The organism is Stenotrophomonas sp. GW821-FHT02D01, from assembly GCF_059421765.1.
In genome coordinates this window covers 114,762-136,288 of sequence record NZ_JBWKVP010000008.1, presented here as the reverse complement: position 1 = coordinate 136,288, position 21,527 = coordinate 114,762, and the positions used below count along the sequence as shown (strand labels likewise).

Below are 21,527 nucleotides of genomic sequence, written 5' to 3'. Positions count from 1 at the left end.
CCGCAAGAGAAGTCCATGTCCAAGCTGCGCCGCCCCACCCTGGCACTGGCCATCGTTGCCAGCCTGTCCCTGGCCGCCTGCGACCGCCCGGCCGATCCGGCCGCCGGCACCGCCGCACCGGCCGAGGCGACCCCCGCTGCCGCCAAGCCGATGCTGGGCAGCTTTGGTTTCGATGCCAGTGGCATGGACCGCGGCATCGCCGCCGGTGACGACTTCTTCGGTTTCGCCAACGGCAGCTGGGTGAAGAACACCGAGATTCCGGCCGACCGCTCGCGCTTCGGCAGCTTCAACGTGATTGCCGAGAAGACCCAGGCCGACACCCGCGCGATCCTGGAAGGCGCTGCCGGCAACGCCCAGGCCAGCGGCGAGGACAAGCTGATCGGCGACTACTACGCCGCCTACATGGACGAGGCCGGCATCGAGCAGCGCGGCCTGGCACCGGTGCAGCCGCAGCTGAAGAACATCGATGCGATCGCCGACAAGGCCGGCCTGGCCCGCGCCCTCGGCGGCGACGTGCGCGCCGACGTCGACCTGCTCAATGCCACCAACTTCTACACCGACCGCCTGTTCGGCCTGTGGGTGTCGGTGGACCTGCTGCAGCCGGACCGTACCGCGCCGTACCTGGTGCAGGGCGGCCTGGGCATGCCGGACCGCGATTTCTACCTGGGCGGTGGCCGCATGGCCGACCTGCGCAAGCAGTACCAGGCCTACATCGCGCAGGTGCTGCAGCTGGCCGGCGTGGCCGACCCGGCCGGCAAGGCGCAGCGCATCCTCGCCCTGGAAACGAAGATCGCCCAGGCGCATGCCACGCAGGAAGAAACCAATGACGTGACCAAGGGCGCCAACCCCTGGACCCAGGCCGACTTCAACGCCAAGGCCCCGGGCATGGACTGGGCCGCGTTCCTGGACGCTGCCAAGCTTGGCCAGCAGCAGGACTTCATCGTGTGGCAGCCCAAGGCCGTGGCCGGCCTGTCCAAGCTGGTGGCCACCGAGCCGCTGGATGCCTGGAAGGACTACATGACCTTCCACGCGCTGGACCGCGCCGCTGCCTACCTGCCGAAGAAGTTCGCCGATGCGCGCTTCGCCTTCCACGGCACCGCGCTGAGCGGTACGCCGCAGCAGAGCGACCGCTGGAAGCGTGCCGTGGATGACGCCAACCATGCCGTCGGCGAGGCCATCGGCAAGCGTTACGTCGAAAAGCACTTCGATGCCAAGACCAAGGAACGTGCCGACGAGATGGCGAAGAACATCATCGCCGCCTTCGCCAAGCGCATCGATGCACTGGCCTGGATGTCACCGCAGACCAAGGCCAGCGCCAAGGCCAAGGTGGCCGGCCTCACCGTGGGCATGGGCTATCCGGACAAGTGGCGCGACTACACCGGTCTGGACATCCGTCGTGATGATCCGCTGGGCAATGCGCAGCGCGCCGAGCTGTTCGAGTACCAGCGCAACATCGCCAAGCTGGGCAAGCCAGTCGACCACAGCGAGTGGGCGATGCTGCCGCAGACCATCAACGCGATGAACGTGCCGCTGGAAAACCGCCTGGTGTTCCCGGCGGCGATCCTGCAGCCGCCGTTCTTCGACGGTGCTGCCGACGACGCAGTGAACTACGGTGCGATCGGCGCGGTGATCGGCCACGAAATCAGCCATGGCTTCGACAACGCGGGTGCGTTGTTCGACGACACCGGCAAGCTGCACAACTGGTGGACGGCCGAAGACCTCAAGCAGTTCAACGCGGCAGGCGATGCACTGGCCGCGCAGTTCAGCAGCTACGAACCGTTCCCGGGTGTACATGTGAACGGCAAGCTGACGCTGGGCGAGAACATCGCCGACGTCGCCGGCCTGGGTACCGCCTACGACGCCTACCAGCTGTCGCTGCAGGGCAAGCCGGGCCAGACCCTGGAAGGCTTCAGCCCGGACCAGCGCTTCTTCCTCGGCTTCGCCCAGGCCTGGCGCAGCAAGAGCCGCGAGCAGGCGCTGCGCAATTCGCTGCTGACCGACGTGCATGCACCGGGCCAGTTCCGCGCGCTGACGGTGCGCAACATCGACGCCTGGTACCCGGCGTTTGAAGTGAAGGAAGGCCAGAAGCTTTACCTGGCCCCGGACAAGCGGGTCAAGGTGTGGTGATGTAACGCGAACGGGCGCCGAAAGGCGCCCGTTTTATTTCCATCGGTAGGTGCCAACCTTGGTTGGCAGTTTTTCGCCATCCACACGTGGCATGAATGGGCACCGCGGCAAGGCGCGCCGACCAAGGTCGGCGTTTACCGGGGCAATGCCGGCCACTCGCGCAACGATTCCACCGGCACACCCACGCGGGCGCAGGCGCGGCTCGCCAGGCCGTCAGGCAGCGCGCGGCGGAACAGCGGCGCCATGCCCTGCATCAGCTTCGCCGAAGCTGCGGCCTGCGCACGCTGGCGCGTGCTGCGCTCTAGCATGCCCTCGGCCCACTCCGGCAGCAGCGCGGCACCGGCACCGAGGAAGATCTCGCGCGACAGGCCGGGCACCGGCACCGGCAGGCGCACACCGGACAGCACCTGCAGCACTTCGTGCGAGCGTTCGTCCACCACCAGCTCCGGCTGCCGCGCGCAGAAGTACGCATCCACTTCCGCCGCACTGCGCGGCACATCCACCGCGCCCAGCGCTTCGGCCACGCAGCGGTACTCGTCGTAATAGCGGTCGGCGATCGCGGCAGGCACCTCGCGCCCGTAGCGACGATAGCCCTGCAGGAAGCCGTAGGCCTCGGTCACGTGCACCCACGTCAGCAGGTGCGGATCATCGGCGGCATACGGCTCGCCCTGCGCGGTATGCCCGCGGATCTGTGCGTGGATGCGCCGCACCTTGGCCACCAGCGCTTCCACCTCGCGCGCCGGCGCGTAGCTGGTGCCGGCCACGAAGGCAGTGGTGCGGCGCAGGCGGCCGACCAGGTCCTGGCGGAAATTGGAATGATCGTAGACACCGGCCAGCGCGCGCGGATGCAGCGTCTGCAGCATCAGGGCACACAGACCGCCGGCCAGCATCGAGGGCAGCTCAGCGTGCATCCGCCAGGTCACGCTGTCCGGCCCGAACCAGCCGGGATCGCCCAGTGGATGGTCGTAGTCGATGCCGCTCTGGCCACGCGGAAACGCATCCAGGACCCAGCGCCGGATCGGCGCGGTGACGGGGCGGGAAAGACGGTGCAGCAACGGCGGCATCACGGGTCCAGATCGGCGGAGGGACGGACCGCGTCCTGCGCGGTCCACCCCGATTCTGGTCGATCACGACCGGCACAGCGAGCCCATCCGCTCAGCGTCGGTTTCATGTGCGCGCGCAGCACATTTCACCCTGCGACATCTTGTCGCAGGCCACGCGGGCAATGCTGCGTCGCACCAATATTCACCTGTTCAGGCTGAGCCCTTGTGCCGCGTGGCCTTGAGGCCATTGCACCGCTCGCTGGAAGTGCTAGAACTGAACCCGCCACACCGTCCACTGCAGATCGCCGCACGTTCCACAAGGAGCCAGCCATGATTGCTTTGTTCAAGGGTTTGGGATTACTGCTTCGCGACAACGAGCTCTACAGCAGCCCGTTCGAAAAACAGGTCGCGCACTGGCGCAGCCTCAGCGAACAGCAGATCCGAGATGAAGTGGCGGTGCTGGCCCAGGCCAAGTGCCAATGGCTGATCACTTCGATCGTCGGATGGCAGGCAGCTTCGCTGCTGATCCTCGGCCTGATCACCAATTACCTGTGGCGCGACGATTACCACATCACCTTCACCCGCGTGGTCGTGGTGTTCGGCTCGTGGATCTCGATCCTGTTCGTGATCTGGTTCATGGCCAACATGTTCGACCGCACAGCGGGCTTCGAACGCTGGATGAAGGCCTTCAACAGCCGCGCGCGCATCACCTCCAAGGCCGACAGCGTCGAGCACGTGGCCGAAGCGCTGGACCTGGCTGAACACTATCCGGAAGTGCTGGACTACAAGCAGGCGGTCACCGCCAAGCGCGAGCTGCGCCACGAGGACATCCGCATCATGACCGAGATCGGGCGCATGAAGCAGCACTCCGAACTGGTGGGTCGCCTGAATCATGTCGGTGAAACCGAACACCATCACGACATGACGCTGCAGCCGGCTTACTGAGCCGAACGCAATCCGGGGGGAGCCACAATGCCACCGTGCTCAGTCACGGTGGCATTGTTCTTTCTGCACGTCGCTGACGCACTGGCGGAAGCCGGTTGGCAGATCCTTGAACTGCTGCGTTGCGCCCACCGCTACCGCGAACGACCGCAAGGGTGGCTTCGCACACGCGGCATCGGGGTTGCAGGACGGGTCCAGTAGCAGGTAGTGGCACTGGCCACTACGGCTGGCAATGCACTCGAAGCGCGCCACACCATCGACAACGGTGCGCTTGCTGTAGAGCGTATCCACGCCATTTGCCGTGGTGCGGGTGATCGAGGTCTCGGTGGATTTTTCACAGCCGGCGAGACTGAGTGCGGCAATGCATGCAAGCAGTAGAGAACGCATGGGATGCTCCAGGACGCGACGTAGGAACAGCGGCTACATGCCGCGGAACAGGCTCATGAACGGCTGGCTGACCACCAGGGTTTCGGCACGCTGGCGCAGGCGCAGCACGCCACGGCCGGTATCGTCGCGGCTGACGGCTGCCACCGCCTTCATGTTGACGATGGTGGAGCGATGTACCTGGCGGAAGTGCAGCGGATCGAGCACTTCCAGCAGCTCGCGCAGCGGTGTGCGCAGCAGGCTTTCGCCGGCGGCAGTGACCACGGTGGTGTACTTGTTGTCAGCACGGAAATAGATCACATCGTCGAGCATGATCAGCTGCGTATCGCGGCCATTGCTGGCGGTGATCCAGGCCAGGGGCGGCCGGTCGTTGGCGGCCGGGCCTGCACCCAGGCGCTGCAGCAGGCGCTCCAGCACCGCATCGTCCTGGCGCGTGGATGGCAGCCGCGAAAGAATGCGATCGCGCGTGGCCAGCAGCCGTTCGTCACTGACAGGCTTGAGCAGGTAATCCATCGCGCCCTGCTCGAAGGCATCGATGGCGTACTGGTCGTAGGCGGTGACGAACACCACCTGCGTGCGCGGGCTCAGTTCGGCCAATGACCGCGCCACTTCGATGCCGCTGATGCCGGGCATGCGGATGTCGAGGAAGGCGATGTCCGGCTGCTTCTCGGCCAGCTGTTCCAGCGCACTGGCACCGTCCTCGCATTCGGCCACCAGCTTCAGCTCCGGCCACAGCCGCCCGAGCTGCTCGACCAGCGAGTGCCGCAGCAGCTCCTCGTCTTCGGCAATCAGCGCTTCAAGCGGCATGGCTGGGCTCCTTGGCCGACTGCGGCAGGGTCATGGTAGCGGCTACACCACTGGGGAAATTGGCCACGATCGCTACTCCGGCCTGCTCGCCGCAGGTCAACCGCAGGCGCTCGCGCAGGTTCTTCAGGCCGATGCCGGTGCCGCTGGTGCCCTGTCCGAAACCGAGCCCATCGTCGGCGACCGTCACGGTGACATGGTCATCGAAACCACGCGCGAGGATCCAGATCGTGCCGCCGCCGGGCTTGGGCTCCAGGCCGTGCTTGATCGCATTCTCGACCAGGGTCTGCAGCGCCATCGCCGGCATCTTCACTTCGTGCAGCTCGGTAGGCACCTGCACTTCCACCGCCAGCCGTGCGCCCATGCGGATGCGCAGGATTTCCAGATAGGCGCGGGTACGTTCCAGCTCCACGCCCAGCGTGGAAACCGATTCATCCACCTGCGGCAGCGAACTGCGCAGGTACTGGATCAGGTGACCGAGCATCTGCTCGGCGCGCGCCGGGTCGGTGCGGGTCAGCACCTGTGCATTGGCCAGCGAGTTGTACAGGAAGTGCGGCTCGACCTGCGCGTGCAGCAGGTTCAAGCGCGCGACCGACAGTTCCTTTTCCACCTGGGTCTGTTCGGCAGCGGCCTGCTCGTCGCGGCGCTGGTCGGCCACGCGGCGGCTGATCGCTCGGGTTACCGCTTCGGCGTTCTCATAGTTGCTGCCTTCATCCAGTGCCAACAGATCGGCCCACCAGCCGGCGTCCGGTTCGAACAGCAGGGTCACCGTGCTGGTGCCCTGCCCCGGCGTTACCGTGGCCAGCACGCTGTTGCGTTTGATCGCCAGCCGCGCCGGCAGGTTCCAGCGCGACGGTTGCCGGCCGTTCCACAGGTCGACGCGGCGCACATAGGCACGTACCTGCAGACTGCCGGCAGAACTCTCCACCTCTTCCACCCGCGGCAGTTCGCCGACGGCAGCCTCGACCACTGCGAAGGCCTGGCCGGCATCCATCGGCAGTTCGATCTGCCGGCGCTGGCGGCCGGACAAGGTGGCGCCATCGAGGCGACCGGCCACCAGCCAGACCCGGCGCACATGGGTGATCGCGCTGCCCAGCGCGGAGATCATCAGGAACATCACCAGCAGCCCGAACACCCAGCCTGGGCCGTCGTTCATGCCGCTGAAGATGCCACTCCAGACCATGCCGGCAACGAACAGCGCCGCGGCCCAGGCCAGCAGATGACGGATGATGAGGGAGAAGCTGGCGATCACGGCGGCGCCTTGGTGGAAGGGGTGAGCCGAGCATAGAGCGGCCCTTCGGGCAAACAAGCGATGTGCGACGAAGACCGGGAAAGGGTGGATGGAACCGGTTCTGGTAGTGCCGGGTTGCCGGCCAGCGGCCGGCACTACCAGGCACTACCGGGTTGCCGGCCAGCGGCCGGCAACCGGGGAGGCGCCGGGTGAGCCCGGCGCCTTCCGTTATCTGCGCTGGTCGGCGCTGGCGTCACGCACGGCGCGGAACGCCTCGTCCTTGCTCCAGTTCGGCCAGCTGCGCGAATTGGCCAGCTGATTGCCCAGGGTGTACAGCACTTCCAGGTCGCGCGCAGCGCCTGCAAACACCCAGTCCGGCTGCCACTCGTCGCCCTGCTGGTGGTAACGCTTGGCGGTGTAGTCCTCGGACGCCTTCTTGCCCGCCGCGACGCCACCGTCCACCCAGTCCTGCCCGGCCGACCAGGACAGCGCGGGCACGCCACGCTTGGCGAACGGGAAGTGGTCGGAGCGGAAGAACAGGCCGGCTTCCGGCTTCGGGTCCGGCGTGTAGCGGATGTCCCATCCCTTGGCTACGTCCTTCAACTGGTCCAGCAGCTCGAAGCGCGCCGCGCCGTAGATGCCGAAATCGCGCGACGGACCGAACGGCGCCATGCCGTCCATGTTGATCATCGCCACGGTCTTTTCCAGCGGGTACAGCGGGTGCGTTGCGTAGTACTCCGAACCCAGCAGGCCCTTCTCCTCGGCGGTTACCGCCAGGAACACGACCGAACGCTGCGGACGCGGCGCCTTGGCGAAGCCGCGTGCCAGTTCGATCAGCGAGGCGGTGCCGCTGGCGTTGTCCAGCGCGCCGTTGAAGATGCGGTCGCCGCGTGCGTCGGGCTCGCCCACGCCGATGTGGTCCCAATGCGCGCTGTAGATGACGGTCTCGTCCGGATGCGTGCTGCCTTCCAGGCGCGCGGCCACGTTGTGCGAGGTAATCACTTCGGTCTTCACCGCGTACTTCGCATCCAGGCTGGCGCCGGTCAGCGGCACCGGGGTGAAGTCGCGCTGCTGCGCCTTCTTCTTCAGCGCCTCGAAATCCTGCCCGGCCGAGCGGAACAGTTCGACCGCCAGATCGCGCTGGATCCAGCCTTCCAGCAGCGGATGACTGTCAGCCGGATTGTCGCGCACCACGTCGAACATGGTGTTGGTGTTGGAGCCGGCCACCGTGGCCCAGCCATACGACGCCGGGGCGGTCTCATGCACGATCAGCACGCCGAGTGCGCCCTGGCGTGCGCCTTCTTCGTACTTGTACGGCCAACGGCCATACCAGGTCATGCCCTTGCCGTCGAAGTCGCCCTTGCCGGTTTCGAAGTCCGGGTCGTTGATCAGCACGACGGCGATCTTGCCCTTCAGGTCCACGCCCTTGAAGTCGTCCCAGTTGCGCTCCGGCGCCTTTACGCCATAGCCGAGGAACACCAGCGGTGCCTTGCTGATATCTACGTTGGTGGCGCCGTTCATGGCTGCACGCACGGCGATCTGCTTGCCCTGCTCCAGCGCGATGGTCTTGCCGCCCTGCTGCAGCGACAGCTGCGGGGTGCCGACGATGTCGCCCTTGCGCAGCGGCACGGCCTGGGTCCACAGGCGCTTGCCGTCCTTCAGGTCGCCGCCGGGCTGCAGGCCGGCGTCGGCGAACTGCTTGCTGAGGAAGGCGATGGTCTTCTGTTCGCCGGCGGTGGCCGGGGAGCGGCCTTCGTAGGCGTCGGAGGCCAGCTCCTTGACGTCGGCGGAGATCCGCGCGCCATCGAATTTCGGGGTGGCCGCCATCAGTGCGCTCGACACCGACAGGGCCAGTACGCCCAGTACTACTCGCTTCATTGCTCTCTCCAGCAGGGAAATCGTTCTGGAGTGTAAGGGGTAAGAGGTTCGGCAGGGCTGCGCCCTGCACCCGCCGAAACAACGGCAACGGCCGGAGCAACAACGGTATTCCGTGGGATGGCGGGGTGGGTCCGGTTGCGGGAGACGCCGTAAACCCATCCTTGGGGGCTTGGCCGCGGCATCCATGCCGCGGACACTCCCGCAACCGGACCCACCCCGCCTTCGAGAGATCTCCGCAATCTGTCGGGAGGGTATGGCCTGCTCTTGGTGGGTGTCGACCTTGGTCGACACGGTAGATCCACGCCATGCGTGGATGACCAGAAGCAAGAAGGGGTCAGATCCCTTTCCCGGTAGGAAAGGGCTCTGACCCCATCTGTGCATTGCTTGGGTGTCTTACCAGTTCGGGTCTTCGGCCGGGGCGGCGGCGGGCTTGGGCTTCGGCTTGCTGGCCGGGCGCGCTGCGGCGGCCGGGGCGGCCGATGCGGTTGCGCCGGCGGCGGCCTTGGGCTTGCTGCCCAGCTTCTGGCGCAGTTCGATCTGGCCGGGGCGGAAACCACCGCGCATCGCGTCGACGCCCTCTTCCAGGGTGCCGTAGGAGGTCTGCGCGGCAACGCGGTCGATGCGGATGGTGCAGCACGGATGCTCGCTGCGGCCGAGCGAACGGCCGGTCTGCGGGTCCTTCAGCTCTTCGCCCAGGCGCACGGCCTGCCAGCGCTGGCCGACCTGCACGGTGTCACCGCCCTGGCTCAGCACCACCTGGTCGCCATCAACGGACACCACCGACACCGGGAACAGCGTGGTGACGATCGTGCTGCCGATCTGCCCGGACAGCGAGTCCATCATCGAGGCGGCCATGCTGCGGCCGTTGACCACGCGCGGCAGCGTGCTCGGGCCGGTCGAGGCCAGCTGGTGATCGAAGCTGTCGGACATCACCACCTGGCCGGTGGTGGCATTGACCAGGCGCAGGGTGATGCGGCCGCCACCGGAATACGAGGTCACCTGGCGATCGGACATGCGCAGGTTGCGCACGCTGCGCGGGTACTCGAACCGTTCGATGGTCGGAATCAGGATCAGGTCGGTCGCCAGCTGCTGGCCAACGCGTGCGGTGTCCTGCAGGCGCACGTTGCCACTGTTGATGTGGTCGATCTCGGCCTGCAGTTCGTCGCCGAACTCGCGGTCCAGCACAATGAAGCGCTGGGTCTGGGTAAGCGTGTCGGACAGCCGCGCGCGGATCGCCTGGGCGACCTCGTCGGCGTTCACCCGGCCATCGCCAACGGCATAGCTGCCCGACTTGGTGCGCGGCAGGGCCACCACGATCTTCGGCTTGCCTTCTTCGTCCGGTGCGCGGTACTGGGCAATCTGCGCGCGTACACGCACCTTCCAGTAGCTGCGCATGCTGCGCCGGGTGACATCCGAATCGAAGGAGCTGGCACCGCGCTTGGCGTCTACCTTGACCTGCTCTTCGTAGTTCTCCTTGACGCTGGCCGACGCCGAGCCGCCCTTGGCGGAGGCTTCGCCGGAAGCGCTGGCCGAGGCCGACCCCTTGAAGCTCCAGCCTTCGTCGCTGGCGCGCACGCGGGCGATGGTTTCTTCGTCGAGCTGGCTCACTTCATCCTGCGAGAGGATTTCATAGCCCAGCACCGCGCCCTGCGAGCCGGCAATCATCTGCTGGGAGAACGCGTCGGCGCGGATATCGCCGACGTGTTCACCGTCCACGTCCACATGCAGGCCTGCGCGCAGGCTCTGCATCTGGCTGGCCACGCGTACGCCGTTGACCTGGGCCACGGCCGACTGCAATGCCGCCAGCACCGCCAGTTCCGGGGTGCTGCCGATACCGTCGGCTTCGCGCGCGACCTGGGTGGTGCCGCCGAAATCCGGCGTGCCACGCAGGGGCGCTTCCTGCACCGGCGCATTGCTGGCCAGTGCACTGGCAGCCTTGTCCTTGGCCGGAGCGGTTTCTGCCGGTGCATCCTGCTTGCCACAGGCTGCCAGCAGGGCCGCGGCCAGGCCCAGGCCGATCAATCGAGTCGTCGTACGCATGCGGAGTTGCCTCGTATCAGAGCGAATCCAGCATCGAATCGGCGTTGGACGGCACCTTCACCTTGCTCTTCTTGGCGAAGGTCACAGCCGACTTGGTCGAGCCGTACAGGCCCTTGATGAAGCCCGGCGATTCCTTGGCAACCCAGGCACCGGCGGCCAGCTTGCGGCCAACGGTGGCCATCTGGGTGGCGCCCAGGTTCTTCATGCCGGCTGCAAAGCCACTGGCTTCGCCGCTCAGCTTCTGTGCTTCGGCAGCCGAGGCCAGCAGCGAGACCAGGCCTTCGGCGTAGTGCTGCTTGGATTCAGCATTCAGTTCCGGCTGTGCGGCCTGGCGCTCGTCGATGGCGGCCTGGGCGGCTTCGCTGACCGACACCGACTTCTTCATCGCATCGACGTTCACCGAACCGGACGACAGCGCCTGGCGCTCGGCTTCCAGCAGCTGCACCTGCTCGGCCAGGCCGAAGGCACGGGCGAAGGAGGTCTGTGCCTGCAGCGAGTGCGACTGCGAGCTGACGAAACGACGGACCAGCGCTTCCTGCGCGGCTTCGTCCGGAGCGGCAGCGCTGGCGCTGCTGCTGGAGGTGCCGGTGGCGCCGCCGGCCAGGTCCTTCAGCTTGCCGAACTGGGCGTGGGCCGGCATCGACAGGGTGGCGGCCGCGATGGCCACGACGAGAGCGGTATTACGGATCATGGAAGAGTCCTTTGGGAGAGACGGCCGCGATGCGGCACGCAATAAACGGGAAGCAGAGCGGTGCCGGGCTAACCCGGCACCCACCAACGTCAGCGGACCGCCTTGACGTTCAGCTCGTTGATCATCTGCTGGGCAGCCTTTTCCGCAGCCAGCTGCAGTGCATTGGTACGGGCGACGGTTTCGTTCGGGCCGGTACCGGAGAACTGCACCGGGCCCACCGACGACACGGTGCGCGGGAAGCGACCGGTCACGTCCAGCACCTTGCCGGTGACAGTGACGAACACGCGGGTGTTGCCGCTGGCCGGGTCACGGTCGCGCATGCCGACGTCGAGGGTGCCGACGGCGATGTACGGGATGTTCGCCGCACGGATGCCGTTGGCGGTATCGCGCAGGGTGGCCGCGGACAGATCGTTGCCAGTGCTGAAGTCCTTGCGGATGCGCTCGATGCTGAGCAGGCCGCGCGACTCGCCTTCCACGTATTCGGCTTCAACCACTTCGTAGCCGGCGGCGCTGAAGGCACCGGTCATGGCCGTGTTGACCTCGGCGGCGTTGGCCACCTTCCAGCTGATGTTGTCGCTGCGGGCGGTGGTGCTGCCGCCGCTGGTGACCGACACCGAGCCGTTCTGGTTGATGCTGCCGTTGGTGCTGACCGAGTTGCCGCGGAAGCTGTCGCCCTCACGGGTGTTCTCGCTGTAGCTGCTGCTGGCGTCGACGCGGCGGTATTCCTTGTCCTGGAACGACTGCACGGTGTCCTGCGAGCGCGCCATGAACAGGAAGGTCAGCAGCGAGCGCTGTGCAGCGGTGGCACCGGCCACGGCCGAACCGGCATCCAGCTTGGTCTGCAGCAGGGTGGTGTTGATTTCGGCGCGGACGGTGACGCTGTAGGTCTTGGCCTTCTTGTCTTCGTTGTCCGACAGCTGCACGGCGCTGAGCACGTAGCGGTCGATTTCACCGAGGAACTCGGCGCGACGCGATTCGAACAGGCGCAGCTTGGCCGCACCGGATTCGGCGATGTACGCCTCCAGTGCATTGGCCTTGGCCTTGTTCAGGGCCTGCGCACGGGTATCGGCACTCAGGCGCAGGCTGTAGCTGGCCGAACCGGTACCGCGCGAGCTGGCGGTCTGCGCGGCGACCGGCGAGGCCACCGCCAGGGCGATGAGGATGAGCAGGATGGTACGCATCAGCGACATGATTTGATCAACTCCTGGAGGGCTTGGGTCTGTTGCTGCAGCGGGCGTCCGCCGGGCTTCTGCTCGTCCAGCCAGGCGCGCGAATCGGCACGCTTGGCGGCGGCGCCGGCGAAGGCATCGAAGCCGGCCAGCAGGGTTTCGTAGCTGGCCGACCACTGGTCGACCTGCCACTGCGTGACCGGCACCACCTTGGTGGCGCCCTTGCGCAGCGGCTGTTCGAAGTACACCTTGCCGGAGAACGGCTCGGTGACCTTGGCGGTGAAGAACGCGCCGAACAGCATCGTCTTCATCGCCGGCGTTTCACTGATGACGCCGTTCTTCAGCGCATCCACCTGCAGGCTGATGACGTAGTCGGCCTCGGGAATCTTCAGCTGGTAGACCTTGCCGTCGGCAAAGCGCGCGGCCATGGCACCGCCGATCGCCTGGCCCGAGGCCGGCGGCAGCAGGCCGACACCGGTATTGGACGACAGCGTCTTGGACAGCTCATGGGCCAGCGTGGCGCGCAGCGGACCGGCCCACTTCGGATCGGGCAGCTTGGCCAGCGTGGCGTCGGACAAGGTCACCGCACCCACCTGCAGGCGACGCGTGGCCGCTTCCGGCAGCTTGGCCTGGGCCAGGGTGGTGGCCAGCACCTGCGACAGGCTGGTATCGGCACCGCCGTACAGCAGATCGGCGACGATCGCATCGATATCGTCGCTGTCCGGGCGGTACTCCTGCACGTCGATGCGCTGCAGGGTAAGCGGATAGGAGGCGATCACCTGGCGCTCGCGGAAATCGAAGAACAGCGCCTGCAGTGCCACTTCCACCAGCACCTTGTACTGGTCGCCGATCGGTTCGACCGATACCAGCTCGCGGTCCAGCGCAGCGGCCAGGACCACGGCACTGGTGGTGCCATCGAGCATCGCCACCGGCTGGTCGATCAGTTCCAGGTTGGCCGGTGCGCGGCGCTTGAGCGCCTGTGCCAGGGTCTGGTTGAGCGGAATCAGGCCACGCTTTTCCAGCACGGCATGCGCATGCGGGGTGGTCGCCTGTACGGCGGCGGCGTCAGCGGTATAGGCAAAGCCGGCCCAGTAGGCCTGCTGCGATTTGTCTGCGGCCTGGCTGGCCAACGGCCATACGGCCAGGCACAGGGCATAGGCAAGCAGGCGCGCAAAAGCGCGCGGTGCGCTCTTCGTCCTTGAAAACATCCAACCGCTCCTCGGTCACGACACACGAATGACAGGCGCGAACACGCCCGCTGGGCGCGAAACATAGCCGCTCCGGGGCAAACCGACAAGTGCTGACCTTGTCGGCTTCAATTTTCCTGCGGCAGGCCGGCCCGTTGCCGCAGCAGGGTCCGCTCTGCCTGGTTCTGGCTCAACGCCGCTGCCGAGGCGAATGCGTCACGCGCGTCCTGCTCACGTCCCAGCTGCTGCAGCAGTTCGCCGCGCACCACCATCAGCGGTGCGTAGCCCTGCAGGCGGGGCTCATCCAGCAGCGGCTGCAACAGTGCCCATGCCGCGAACGCGCCTTCGCTGCGCGACACCGCCACCACCCGGTTCAATGCCACCACCGGCGATGGCATTACCTGCAGCAGCTGCGCATACAGTGCAGCGATGCGCGCCCAGTCGGTGTCTTCGGCACGCCGCGCACTGGCATGGCAGAAAGCGATCCGCGCCTGCAGCACATAGGGGTCATCGCCGCCACCCGCCGACACCGCACGCGCCAGTGCCTGCTGGCCGCGTTCGATCTGCAGCCAGTCCCAGCGCACCCGGTTCTGCTGGTCCAGCAGGATCGGCGCACCCTGCGCATCCACCCGTGCCGCCGCGCGCGAGGCCTGCAGCTCCATCAGCGCCAACAGACCCAGTACCGGCGGCACCGGCATGCGATGGGCGAGGATGCGCGCCAGCCGCAGCGCCTCGGTGCACAGCGCCGGTCGCATCCAGTCGTCGCCCGCACTGGCTGCATAGCCTTCGTTGAACACCAGGTAGATCGCCTCCAGCACCGAGGCCAGTCGCTCCGGCAATGCATCGGCACGCGGCACTTCGTAGGGGATCTGCTTCTGCGCCAACGTGCGCTTGGCACGCACGATGCGCTGGGCGATGGTCGGCTCCGGCTGCAGGAACGCGCGGGCGATCTCGGTCGTGGTCAGCCCGCCCAGCAGGCGCAGGCTCAGCGCCACCCGCGCGTCGGCAGGCAGGACTGGATGGCAGGCCACGAACATCAGCCGCAGCAGGTCATCGCCGATGTCGTCTTCCAGCGCCTGGCTGTCGTCCGGCGCGGGCAATGCGGCCGGATGCAGTTCCTCTCCCCATTGCGCATGCTGCTGCGCCACCCGACGGTGCTGGCGCAGCACATCGATGGCACGGTTGCGCGCGGTGGTCATCAGCCAGGCTCCAGGATTGTCCGGGATGCCCTGCACCGGCCAACGCTCCAGCGCGGCCAGCCAGGTGTCCTGGGCCAGCTCTTCGGCACGACCGACATCGCCGCCGAGCAGGCGCGCCAGGCGCGCGATCAACACTGGCGATTCCATCCGCCAGAGGGTGTCCAGGCGCTGGCTCAGGGCGGGCTCGTGCATGCGCCGATCACAGCATGCGGGCCCGGCCCGCACAAGCGCCGGCGTTCACGCTTCCACGATCGGCTTGAAGCCGCCCCAGAACATGCGCTTGGTATCGAACGGCATGTCCTTCGGGCCGATATGCGCCAGCCGCGGGTCGGCCATCACCTTCTTGTTGATGCGGTCGCGCGCGGCACGCGTACGGAACACCACGAAGGCCACGATCACCGTTTCGCCCGGCTTGAGCTTCACCGCCTGCGGAAACGAGGTCGATTTGCCGGGTTGCACGTCATCGGCCACGCATTCCATGTACTGCAGCGCGCCATGGTCCTTCCACACTGCGCCGGCCTGGCGGGCAAGGCGGCGATAGGCCGCCACCTTGTCCTGCGGGCACGGCAATACGTAAGCATCCACGTAAGCCATGGGGATTCTCCCTGCGGCGGCCGCTCAGCCCGGCTCGCCGTCCATGTGTGCGATTTCCCAGAGATGCCCATCCAGGTCCTGGAAGCCGCGCTGGTACATGAAGCCGTAGTCGCGCGCCGGCTGCGGTTCGCTGGCACCGGCGGCCAGCGCCTTGTCCACCATGGCGTCCACCGCCTTGCGGCTGTCAGCCGACAGGCAGGTGATCACCTCGGTCTGCGCATGCGCATCGGCGATGCCCTTGGTGGTGAACTGCTGGAAGAACGGCTTGACCAGCAGCATCACGAAGATGCTCTCGCTGACCACCATGCAGGCGGCGTTCTCGTCGGTGAAGGCCGGGTTGAAGCTGTAGCCCAACGCGGCGAAGAACGCCTTGGCTTTTTCCAGATCCTGCACGGGCAGGTTGACGAAGATCATCTGCGGTTGCGGTGTACTCATCGGTGCGGTTCCCTGCGATGGATGGAGAAAAGGAAAATCAGGGCTGCTTCATGCAGTTGACCATCCACGGCTTGCCGTAGCGGTCGGTCAACATGCCCCAGCGGTGGGCCCAGAAGGTTTCGGCGATCGGCATCTGCACCTGGCCACCCTCGGCCAGCGCCGCGAAAACGCGCTCGGCTTCTTCGATGCTGTCCACGTCGACGTTGATGGTGGTCGAGCCACCCTCGCCGCCGCCGGGACCATCGGCTGCCATCAGGATCGCCGCGCCGATCTCCAGCTGGCTGTGGGCCACATGGTCGAGGGTGTCGGCCGGCATTTCATTGCAGCCCGGCGAGCCGTCGGACGGCGGCATGTCGCGGTACTTCATCTCCGACGTGACCTGGCCGCCAAGTGCCTTGGCATAGAACGCCATTGCGTCGTGGGCCTGGCCGCTGAAGCCGAGGAAGGGAATCAGTTTCATGGGAATGCTCCGTAGGATGGGATGAATGCGCGGCCGTGCTCAGGCACGGTCGAGCTGCTCACGCAGACGCTGTTCCTGCTGCTGTAATTCAGGGGTGAAGGCTTCGCCGAAGTCTTCGGCGGAAATCAACGGGCGCAGCTCCAGCGCACCGCCCGCGCCGAAGGGCGCACGGCTGGCCCATTCGGTGGCCTCGTCCAGCGAGCGCACCTCCCACAGCCAGAACCCGGCGATCTGCTCGCCGGCCGGGCCGAACGGGCCGGTCTCGACCTGCGGCGCGCCGCTGCCGAAATGAATGCGGCGGCCGCGCTGGGTGGCATGCAGGCCTTCCCCGGCAAGCATGATGCCGGCGGCCACCAGTTGTTCGTTGTAGGCGCCCATGGTGGCCAGTTCCTTTTCGCTGGGCATGCGCCCGGCTTCGGAATCGGCGTTGGCTTTGACGATCACCATCACTTTCATTGCGGTCTCCGCTGGGCTGCGGGTGCGTGCCCTTCCCTCTTACAACGAACCAGGGGCGCGAGGATCGACACCGTCGTGCAAATTATTTTTCCTGCGGAGAGCGCGCCTTCGGCGGGGATCGGCGAACGGCGGGGCCCCTCCGTGGTGGGGTTGGTTGGTCGTGAAGAGCTGCATCTCTGCGGGTTGGCCGGGCGGGTGGGCTGCGCAGGGGACGCCGTGAATACGTCCCTGTAGGCTCGGGCGCGCCATCCATGGCGCTTACGCCCCTGCGCAACCCACCCGCCCAGCCACGGACAGATTCCTGCCTCCGATCCACCACGGGAAGATCAGAAAAAAAGCAAAAGCAACAGCAAAGGCGGTTGGCTGGCGGCCTCGGCTTTGCGAGCGAAGCGACCCGCTTTTGCCTTTGTTTGTGATTTTCCGTGGTGGACGCCGCAGGAAACTGTCCAGGGCCGGGTGGGTAGGCGGGGCGGGGGTGTCCGCGGCATGGATGCCGCGGCCAAGCCCCCAGGGATGGGTTCACGGCGTCCCCCGACCCGCCTACCCACCCGGCCAATCCCATGGCTCATGCTTGTGCTTGTGCTTCCACCACGGAGGGGCCCCGCCGTTCGCCGATCCCCGCCGAAGGCGCGCTTCCCGCTCTGCCTTTCGCAGTGCAGCATGCCCCCGCGCAAACCTGCGCGATCATGGTCCCCCGCCCCCGCCAGGACTCCGCCATGCAGCAGTACCTGCTTCTGATCTACATCGACCCATCACTGCTGCGCACACTGCCCATCGACGACTTCAATACGTTGATGCGCGACTGCCTCGCCCATGCCGATAAACTGCAGGCCGAAGGCACGTTGCTGGCCGCGCAGAAACTGCAGCCGATCGAATCGGCGCAGACCCTGCGCGTGCGCGATGGACACAGCCGGGTGCTCGATGGCCCCTTCGCCGAAACCCGCGAACTGCTGGCCGGCTTCAACCTGATCGTGGCCCGTGACCGCGATGAGGCCATGCGTATCGCCCAGGGCTTCCCGTGGGCCCGCTTCGGCAGCATCGAGGTGCGGCCGCTGGAAGACATGGACGCCGAGCGCGAACGCTGCGGCGCCCCGGCCGCGGCTATGGCAGCAGCCGTACCCTGAGGTCGCGCGGGCCCACGCCTTCGTTGCCGCTGTAGTCGCGCGCACTGGCACGCACGATGTACTCCCCCGGCGGCAACGCCGCCGGTTGCCAGCGGCCGGTTTCCATCAGCCCATCGCGCACGGTGTTGGTCACCAGATAACGGAAGCGGGTGACCGCGCTGCCATGCACGGTGATGCCGCTGTCGGGTGCGTAAGCCACTTTCACCGCCTGCTTCTGCGGCGGCATGCGGTTGAAGACGATGTTCCAGCGCGGCTGCTCGTAGCCCTGCAGCGGCTGCCCGGCGGCATCGAGGATCTGGTAGCCCACCTGGTACGGCCCCAGCCGACGACGCGGCAGGTTGTTGTCCACCTGGTCCCAGGCTTCCACCACGATCTGCACGCCGCGTCCCTGCCGGGCCAGCATCACCACGCCATCGCTGCCGGCGGCCAGCGGCTGGTCGTTGTCATCCAGCAGCGCCACATCGGTGATGCGCGGCGCGAAGTGGTCAGCATAGTTCTTGAACCCCAACGCCACCGCATTGGTCTCGAAACCGCCATTGCCCACGGCCAGGTGCACGTGCGCCTGGTTGTTGATGCTGCCCAGGCGGTCGCCGACGTGGATGCGTGTACCACGGCGCACGCGGATGCGCTCCAGCGTGCCGTCTTCGGCGTACAGCGGCTGCCAGCGCGCGTCGAACGGTTCGCCGCGTGGCGTGCGACCGACACGCATGTGGATGTATTTCAACCGGTCCACGGCCAGGCCCTCAGCCTGCCCACCGAGGCTCCAGGCGGCAATCGGGCTGCTGATCTTGCCCTCGGCGATCGCCAGTACGGTCTGGCCGACATCGCCGCGCACATCGAAGCCGCCGTGCAGGTGGTGGCGGCTCTCGCCCTGGAAGGTGCCGCGCACCTCGCCGAGCGTGCCGACCACTTCGTGCCAACCATCCTGCGGCGCCAGTGGCCAGCGCCCGCCACTGTCCGGCAGCGCCGCATCGGAGGCCGGGCCCACCAGCGCCGGTGCGGGCGGTTCACCCACCGGCAACGGGCGCAGGCGATGCAGCCGATAAGCCGCGGAGTCGGCCACCAGCAGGGCGCCGTCGGCCTCCACCGCCAGACCACTGGGACGCGCCAGGCGCGGCAGGCGGTCATTGCCCAGCAGTGCCAGCTGATGGCCCTGCGGGGTCACCTGCACGATGCGTCCATCCAGGTCACCCACGTACAGCACGCCGTCATGCGTGGTGGCCAGTGACAACGGTCCATTGATGACCTCACCCTTGCCGACCGCGGTGCTGACCATGCCATCGGCACCGACGCGACGCACCGCGTTGTTGAACAGATCGGCCACCAGCAGTGCGCCGTGCGCATCGAAGGCCAGCGCCACCGGTGTATCGAAACGAGCGTCAGCGCCAAGCGCATCGACGAAACCCGGGCGGTCGCCGCCGGCCAACGTACGCACGTTGCCATCGGTACCGATCACCCGGATGCGGTCGTTCCAGGTATCGGCCACATAGACCTGTCCCTGCGCATCCACGGCGATGCCCATCGGCCCATCGAAGCGCGCCTGTGCGGCGGGACCATCGGCGAAGCCCTGGGTGCCGCCTGCCAGCGTGGTCACCTGGCCATCGGTGCTGATGCGCCGGATCGCATGATTGCCGGTGTCGGCCACATACAGGTTGCCCTGCGCATCGGCGGCAATGCCCGAAGGCGTGTTGAAACTTGCCTGCAGGGCAGGCCCATCAACACGACCCTCGCCCTGCCCCGCTACCGTTTCGATGCGGCCATCGGGCAGGCGGCGGCGAATGCGGTTGTTGTCACCGGCATCGGTGAAGTAAACGCTGCCATCGGCACTGCCCAGCAGCGCGTAGGGGTCGGCGAAGCGTGCCTGCGCCGAGGCGCCATCGCGATCACCCGGATGACCGTCGCCGGCCAGCAGCTCGATCTGTGCGGTCCACGCCAGCGGCGTCGGTATAGGGCCAGCCGGCACCTGCGGGCCGGAGGCAGGGAATTCCCACCAGGTGGCCGCCAGGGCCACCGCTGTTGCCACCACCACCGCACCCACCGCCATCCCTTGCCACCGCGCCATCGTTCCGTTTGCCTGTGCTTGCATGAAGAGCCACGCACGATAATGGCTGCGTCCGCGCAGCGCCATGGCCGATGGTCAGGGCGATGGCCAGGGCCCTTTCATAGCGCTTGTTCTGCGCTGCCACAGCAGGTTCAATGTCCGCTCCATGGACGGAGGCCCACCATGCCCCGCTGTACCCCACTCTTCGCGCTGCTGTTTGCCGCGCTGACCAGCACGACCGCCTCGGCGAACGTGCCGCGGACGCCCACGTCTCCTTCGCAGCCTCCGTCCGATGCAGCGATGGATGCTTTGCATGCTGCGTACGCGCAGCAGTGGGATACAGCCATCGAGCAGTCCCGCAGCGGCAATACGCTGGCCGCGCTGATCGCCATGGAACGGCTGATGGACAGCCCGCTGCTGGCCGATTTCGATGCCGAGCGCCGCGGCCGCGCCGCGCAGTTTGCCGGCTGGACGGCGGCCATGCAGAAGCAACCCGTGCTGGCACGGCGCTATCTGCAGCAGGCGCTGCTGGCGTTGCCGGGTGATGCAAGCATCCTGACCACGCTGGTCTCGCTGGACCTCAACGATGACCAACCCGCAGCGGCACTCGAGCATCTGACACAGGCGCTGGCGCGTGCCGACAGCCCACTGGCAATCGACCACCATACCGTCAGCTACCTGCAGTACCACCTGCGCGAGCAGCCCGCGCAACGCATGGCGCTGCTGCAGGCGTTGTTCGACAACGGCTGGAAGATCGCCGGCACCGAACCCACCGGGCTGTGGCTGGATCTGGCCACGCTGCAGGCTGACAACGGTCGCGGCGATGCCATCCCGGCCACGCTGGCACGCATCGACACCCCGGCCGAACTGATCCGCTTGCGCAGCGACAAGCGCTTCGACCGCTACGTGGATCGCCACGATGCTCGCTTCGATCCGGTCAAGGCCGCGCAGGCCCATCTGGACACCCTGCGTGTATCGGGCCTGCTCGATGGTGACCTCGATGCACGCCTGGTGGATTTCAGCAGCACGCTGCTGATGCTGGACCGCAACGAGGAAGTCCTGGCGCTGACCGATGATCTGGCCGAGGCCGTTGCGCAAGGACAGGCGCCGTCCGCCGCCAAAGCGGAGTGGCTGGCGTGGCTGCTCAACAGCCGCGTCGCGGCGCTGCGCCGCCTGGGGCGCACCGATGAAGTGCTGGAGACGGCCAAGCTCGCCGCGCGCATCGGCACGCTTGGGCCGGATGGTCTGGAGCACCAGATGAACGTCGCCTTCGTGCTCAGCTCACTGGGCAAGGCGCAGGAAGCAGGCGCCGCGATGGCCACGTTGAGCGATCTGAGCGGCTATGGCCAGGCCGCACAGGCAGTGATCCAATTCGCCGCTGCCCGCCAGCGCGGTGATGCCGCCGCTGCCGCCGCAGCACGTGCGGTCATCGTCGACCAGCGCCAGGACGCGCGCCTGTTCCATCGCGAGATGCTGCTGGAAGAAGGTGATCTGGATGGGGCCGCAGCCGTGCTGATCGAGCAGTTGCGCTCGCCGCTGGAGCGCAGCGATGCGCTGGCCAGCCTGCAGGATATGCGCGTGTATCCCTCGTTGCCGGGCGATGTACGCATCGATGCCGCGTGGCGCGAGCTCAAGCAGCGTGCCGACGTGCAGGCCGAAGTCTCGCGCGTCGGTCGCATCGAGCGCTACGACCTGGTGGGCAGCGCCACATCGCGCTGAACA

At 67.0% G+C, this 21,527-nt stretch carries 19 protein-coding genes; 4 read left to right on the top strand and 15 right to left on the bottom strand.

Annotated features, from left to right (window positions below):
* Nucleotides 1-15: 15 nt before the first annotated feature.
* Nucleotides 16-2,127, top strand: coding sequence for a M13 family metallopeptidase (locus AC07UW_RS16015; RefSeq protein ID WP_223494119.1), 2,112 nt, complete (start codon nucleotides 16-18; stop codon nucleotides 2,125-2,127).
* 134 nt (nucleotides 2,128-2,261) lie between these two features.
* Here the strand turns inward: AC07UW_RS16015 and AC07UW_RS16010 are convergent, their stop codons facing one another.
* Nucleotides 2,262-3,191, bottom strand: a complete 930-nt coding sequence (locus AC07UW_RS16010) for an oxygenase MpaB family protein (protein WP_223494118.1) — start codon at nucleotides 3,189-3,191, stop codon at nucleotides 2,262-2,264.
* A gap of 309 nt (nucleotides 3,192-3,500) precedes the next feature.
* Between AC07UW_RS16010 and AC07UW_RS16005 the strand changes: the two genes are divergently transcribed.
* Nucleotides 3,501-4,115: a hypothetical protein gene (locus AC07UW_RS16005; RefSeq protein WP_025878393.1), complete on the top strand. Its 615-nt coding sequence runs from the start codon at nucleotides 3,501-3,503 to the stop codon at nucleotides 4,113-4,115.
* A gap of 39 nt (nucleotides 4,116-4,154) precedes the next feature.
* Here the strand turns inward: AC07UW_RS16005 and AC07UW_RS16000 are convergent, their stop codons facing one another.
* The 13 genes from AC07UW_RS16000 to AC07UW_RS15940 form a co-directional block, all read right to left on the bottom strand.
* Nucleotides 4,155-4,499: a hypothetical protein gene (locus AC07UW_RS16000; RefSeq protein WP_223494117.1), complete on the bottom strand. Its 345-nt coding sequence runs from the start codon at nucleotides 4,497-4,499 to the stop codon at nucleotides 4,155-4,157.
* Between the two features lie 33 nt (nucleotides 4,500-4,532).
* Nucleotides 4,533-5,303: a LytR/AlgR family response regulator transcription factor gene (locus AC07UW_RS15995; protein WP_033830239.1), complete on the bottom strand. Its 771-nt coding sequence runs from the start codon at nucleotides 5,301-5,303 to the stop codon at nucleotides 4,533-4,535.
* Nucleotides 5,293-6,552: a sensor histidine kinase gene (locus AC07UW_RS15990; RefSeq protein ID WP_032977067.1), complete on the bottom strand. Its 1,260-nt coding sequence runs from the start codon at nucleotides 6,550-6,552 to the stop codon at nucleotides 5,293-5,295. Before AC07UW_RS15990 ends, AC07UW_RS15995 begins: the two co-directional genes overlap by 11 nt.
* Nucleotides 6,553-6,759: 207 nt before the next feature.
* Nucleotides 6,760-8,409, bottom strand: coding sequence for a M28 family metallopeptidase (locus AC07UW_RS15985; RefSeq protein WP_025878389.1), 1,650 nt, complete (start codon nucleotides 8,407-8,409; stop codon nucleotides 6,760-6,762).
* Between the two features lie 393 nt (nucleotides 8,410-8,802).
* The gene (locus tag AC07UW_RS15980) at nucleotides 8,803-10,449 is read right to left on the bottom strand and encodes a CsgG/HfaB family protein (RefSeq protein ID WP_025878388.1); all 1,647 of its coding nucleotides are present in this window, start codon (nucleotides 10,447-10,449) and stop codon (nucleotides 8,803-8,805) included.
* Between the two features lie 16 nt (nucleotides 10,450-10,465).
* Nucleotides 10,466-11,140: a hypothetical protein gene (locus AC07UW_RS15975; RefSeq protein WP_032977073.1), complete on the bottom strand. Its 675-nt coding sequence runs from the start codon at nucleotides 11,138-11,140 to the stop codon at nucleotides 10,466-10,468.
* 89 nt (nucleotides 11,141-11,229) lie between these two features.
* Nucleotides 11,230-12,330: a hypothetical protein gene (locus AC07UW_RS15970; RefSeq protein ID WP_025878386.1), complete on the bottom strand. Its 1,101-nt coding sequence runs from the start codon at nucleotides 12,328-12,330 to the stop codon at nucleotides 11,230-11,232.
* Nucleotides 12,321-13,517, bottom strand: a complete 1,197-nt coding sequence (locus AC07UW_RS15965; RefSeq protein WP_025878385.1) for a hypothetical protein — start codon at nucleotides 13,515-13,517, stop codon at nucleotides 12,321-12,323. The genes AC07UW_RS15970 and AC07UW_RS15965 overlap by 10 nt, the downstream gene beginning before the upstream one ends.
* Before the next feature lie 107 nt (nucleotides 13,518-13,624).
* On the bottom strand, nucleotides 13,625-14,887 hold the full coding sequence (locus AC07UW_RS15960; RefSeq protein WP_495212414.1) for an RNA polymerase sigma factor: 1,263 nt from the start codon (nucleotides 14,885-14,887) through the stop codon (nucleotides 13,625-13,627).
* Nucleotides 14,888-14,932: 45 nt separating this feature from the next.
* The gene (locus tag AC07UW_RS15955; protein WP_025878383.1) at nucleotides 14,933-15,289 is read right to left on the bottom strand and encodes a DUF1428 domain-containing protein; all 357 of its coding nucleotides are present in this window, start codon (nucleotides 15,287-15,289) and stop codon (nucleotides 14,933-14,935) included.
* 24 nt (nucleotides 15,290-15,313) lie between these two features.
* Complete coding sequence (locus AC07UW_RS15950) at nucleotides 15,314-15,724, bottom strand: VOC family protein (RefSeq protein ID WP_025878382.1); 411 nt, start codon at nucleotides 15,722-15,724, stop codon at nucleotides 15,314-15,316.
* 37 nt (nucleotides 15,725-15,761) lie between these two features.
* Entirely contained in the window at nucleotides 15,762-16,184 is a 423-nt protein-coding gene (locus AC07UW_RS15945) for a VOC family protein (protein ID WP_025878381.1), read from the bottom strand.
* Between the two features lie 39 nt (nucleotides 16,185-16,223).
* Nucleotides 16,224-16,640, bottom strand: coding sequence for a YciI family protein (locus AC07UW_RS15940; RefSeq protein WP_495212413.1), 417 nt, complete (start codon nucleotides 16,638-16,640; stop codon nucleotides 16,224-16,226).
* Nucleotides 16,641-17,356: 716 nt separating this feature from the next.
* Here AC07UW_RS15940 and AC07UW_RS15935 point away from each other — a divergent pair.
* Nucleotides 17,357-17,764, top strand: a complete 408-nt coding sequence (locus AC07UW_RS15935) for a YciI family protein (protein ID WP_049464203.1) — start codon at nucleotides 17,357-17,359, stop codon at nucleotides 17,762-17,764.
* Here AC07UW_RS15935 and AC07UW_RS15930 read toward each other — a convergent pair.
* Entirely contained in the window at nucleotides 17,742-19,826 is a 2,085-nt protein-coding gene (locus AC07UW_RS15930; RefSeq protein ID WP_495212412.1) for a gluconolaconase, read from the bottom strand. The genes AC07UW_RS15935 and AC07UW_RS15930 overlap by 23 nt on opposite strands.
* Before the next feature lie 162 nt (nucleotides 19,827-19,988).
* Here AC07UW_RS15930 and AC07UW_RS15925 point away from each other — a divergent pair, with 162 nt between their 5' ends.
* Nucleotides 19,989-21,524 (top strand): hypothetical protein, encoded by a 1,536-nt coding sequence (locus AC07UW_RS15925; RefSeq protein WP_495212411.1) that lies wholly within the window; start codon nucleotides 19,989-19,991, stop codon nucleotides 21,522-21,524.
* The last annotated feature ends 3 nt before the right edge of the window (nucleotides 21,525-21,527 follow it).

Bases quoted from the DNA above. Each gene is read 5' to 3' on its own strand.
- AC07UW_RS16015 (WP_223494119.1), top strand. From the start codon at position 16: ATGTCCAAGCTGCGCCGCCCCACCCTGGCACTGGCCATCGTTGCCAGC.
- AC07UW_RS16010 (WP_223494118.1), bottom strand. From the start codon at position 3,191: ATGCCGCCGTTGCTGCACCGTCTTTCCCGCCCCGTCACCGCGCCGATC.
- AC07UW_RS16005 (WP_025878393.1), top strand. From the start codon at position 3,501: ATGATTGCTTTGTTCAAGGGTTTGGGATTACTGCTTCGCGACAACGAG.
- AC07UW_RS16000 (WP_223494117.1), bottom strand. From the start codon at position 4,499: ATGCGTTCTCTACTGCTTGCATGCATTGCCGCACTCAGTCTCGCCGGC.
- AC07UW_RS15995 (WP_033830239.1), bottom strand. From the start codon at position 5,303: ATGCCGCTTGAAGCGCTGATTGCCGAAGACGAGGAGCTGCTGCGGCAC.
- AC07UW_RS15985 (WP_025878389.1), bottom strand. From the start codon at position 8,409: ATGAAGCGAGTAGTACTGGGCGTACTGGCCCTGTCGGTGTCGAGCGCA.
- AC07UW_RS15980 (WP_025878388.1), bottom strand. From the start codon at position 10,449: ATGCGTACGACGACTCGATTGATCGGCCTGGGCCTGGCCGCGGCCCTG.
- AC07UW_RS15975 (WP_032977073.1), bottom strand. From the start codon at position 11,140: ATGATCCGTAATACCGCTCTCGTCGTGGCCATCGCGGCCGCCACCCTG.
- AC07UW_RS15970 (WP_025878386.1), bottom strand. From the start codon at position 12,330: ATGTCGCTGATGCGTACCATCCTGCTCATCCTCATCGCCCTGGCGGTG.
- AC07UW_RS15965 (WP_025878385.1), bottom strand. From the start codon at position 13,517: ATGTTTTCAAGGACGAAGAGCGCACCGCGCGCTTTTGCGCGCCTGCTT.
- AC07UW_RS15960 (WP_495212414.1), bottom strand. From the start codon at position 14,887: ATGCACGAGCCCGCCCTGAGCCAGCGCCTGGACACCCTCTGGCGGATG.
- AC07UW_RS15955 (WP_025878383.1), bottom strand. From the start codon at position 15,289: ATGGCTTACGTGGATGCTTACGTATTGCCGTGCCCGCAGGACAAGGTG.
- AC07UW_RS15950 (WP_025878382.1), bottom strand. From the start codon at position 15,724: ATGAGTACACCGCAACCGCAGATGATCTTCGTCAACCTGCCCGTGCAG.
- AC07UW_RS15945 (WP_025878381.1), bottom strand. From the start codon at position 16,184: ATGAAACTGATTCCCTTCCTCGGCTTCAGCGGCCAGGCCCACGACGCA.
- AC07UW_RS15940 (WP_495212413.1), bottom strand. From the start codon at position 16,640: ATGAAAGTGATGGTGATCGTCAAAGCCAACGCCGATTCCGAAGCCGGG.
- AC07UW_RS15935 (WP_049464203.1), top strand. From the start codon at position 17,357: ATGCAGCAGTACCTGCTTCTGATCTACATCGACCCATCACTGCTGCGC.
- AC07UW_RS15930 (WP_495212412.1), bottom strand. From the start codon at position 19,826: ATGGCGCGGTGGCAAGGGATGGCGGTGGGTGCGGTGGTGGTGGCAACA.
- AC07UW_RS15925 (WP_495212411.1), top strand. From the start codon at position 19,989: ATGCCCCGCTGTACCCCACTCTTCGCGCTGCTGTTTGCCGCGCTGACC.